This is a genomic window from Candidatus Nitrosarchaeum limnium BG20 (assembly GCF_000241145.1).
GTDB classification, from domain to species: domain Archaea; phylum Thermoproteota; class Nitrososphaeria; order Nitrososphaerales; family Nitrosopumilaceae; genus Nitrosarchaeum; species Nitrosarchaeum limnae.
Genome location: NZ_AHJG01000115.1, coordinates 1 through 1510 on the forward strand (window position 1 = coordinate 1; position 1510 = coordinate 1510).

The window sequence follows — 1510 nt, forward strand, 5'->3', positions numbered from 1 at the left end:
GGAGGTTATGAAAAATAAAAGAAATGATGCATGTTGTGGATAAGTTTGGGTACATTAGTTTGATACTCCCACAAATGTTAGATAAATTTAGGCTAAAAGAAAGGAAATGTTAAAAAAAATATCAAAATCGTAGTATTTGCGGCAGTAACAATAATCCCAATTCTAAAAAACTCCTTAAAAGTAAAAGTCACATTATGTCTTCTTTCTGCAGTTTCCAAAATTATCACATTGCTTGCAGCTCCTAGAATAGTCAAGGTTCCAGCAATTGTACTTCCAGCAGCAAGTGCAATCCAAGGTATTGGATCGATTTCAGAAAACCCATAATTTTGTAAAATTGGTATAGATATTGCAACAAAAGGCACATTGCTAACTATCTGACTTGTAAGAATACTGGTCCCGATTATGTTAATCGATGCTGTAGCAGAGTTTGGATTTTGGTCAAATGGTAAGAGTGCCTGAAACAGTTCGATGATTCCACCATTCCATACGCCTTGCATAAATACAAACATTGCTACAAAAAATACAATTATCTGCCAGTTGATTCCTTTGACTATCTGTTTTCTTTTGTTTCCAATTACCAACAATGCAAGTCCTCCAAACATTGCAACATGACTGAAATTCAATTCTGTAGATATGCCAAATAATTTTATCACCCCTACAACAAAAAAACCTATCACTGTAATCATAGTTAGAATGGATGATTTTTTTGCAAGACTGGAATCTAAAACTATTTCTGAAGATGTTAATTGTAACATAACTGCATTTGAAAATTCTTTTTTGTAATACCGTTTTAGAATAAAAAATGTAACTAGCAAACAGGTAATAGTTGGCAAAAAGAGATACCTAAGAAAAGTAAACAAGGGAAACTCCATTCCACTGTGAAGTGAAATCAACAAGTTTTGCGGGTTACCCATGGGTGTCATCATACTACCTATAGTGATTCCAAATGCTAAACAGATCAACATAGGAGCTGGACGAACATTCATTGGTTTTGTCAATCCAATTACAATAGGGGTTGCTACAAGAGCAATAGTATCATTGATAAGAAATGCAGACAGTAATCCCATCACAAATAAAATAAAAAATAAAATTTGATTAGGCGTCTTTGCAAATGACAAAATTCTAGTTACCATTTGATTTAACATTCCAGAAGACTCTAAACCTGAAACTAGAATGAACATTCCAAGAAGGAAAAAAACTACATCAAAATTTATGGCTGAAAATGCATCTTCAGGAGTTAAAATTTGTAAAACTAAAACAGAGACAGCACCAAAAACCATACTTGCCCATATCGGAATGTTTACCCCTCTTACATTTCTAAAAATAATCAGTCCATAAACAATTATGAATACTATTAGAATGGAGAAAAAACTAGAATCAAAATTCATTTTTATTTTCTATTTTTGTATGATGTTTTAAAGATATGATGTAATTGAGGTACTGCTCATGAAAAGAGGGTAGTGAATATGAAAAGTTAATTTTCATAAAGATTCACGATTACTTTTGTAGT

General features: G+C 32.2%; 1 protein-coding gene. It reads right to left on the minus strand.

The genetic code is table 11. The features are described 5' to 3' along the window. Positions 1-92 precede the first annotated feature (92 nt). Positions 93-1388 carry an ArsB/NhaD family transporter gene (locus BG20_RS03750; protein WP_010191110.1) on the minus strand — a complete coding sequence of 432 codons (1296 nt, stop codon included), beginning with the start codon at positions 1386-1388 and terminating at the stop codon, positions 93-95. Positions 1389-1510: the final 122 nt, after the last annotated feature.

Coding starts and splice junctions, on each gene's coding strand:
- BG20_RS03750 (WP_010191110.1), bottom strand. CDS start 1,388: ATGAATTTTGATTCTAGTTTTTTCTCCATTCTAATAGTATTCATAATT.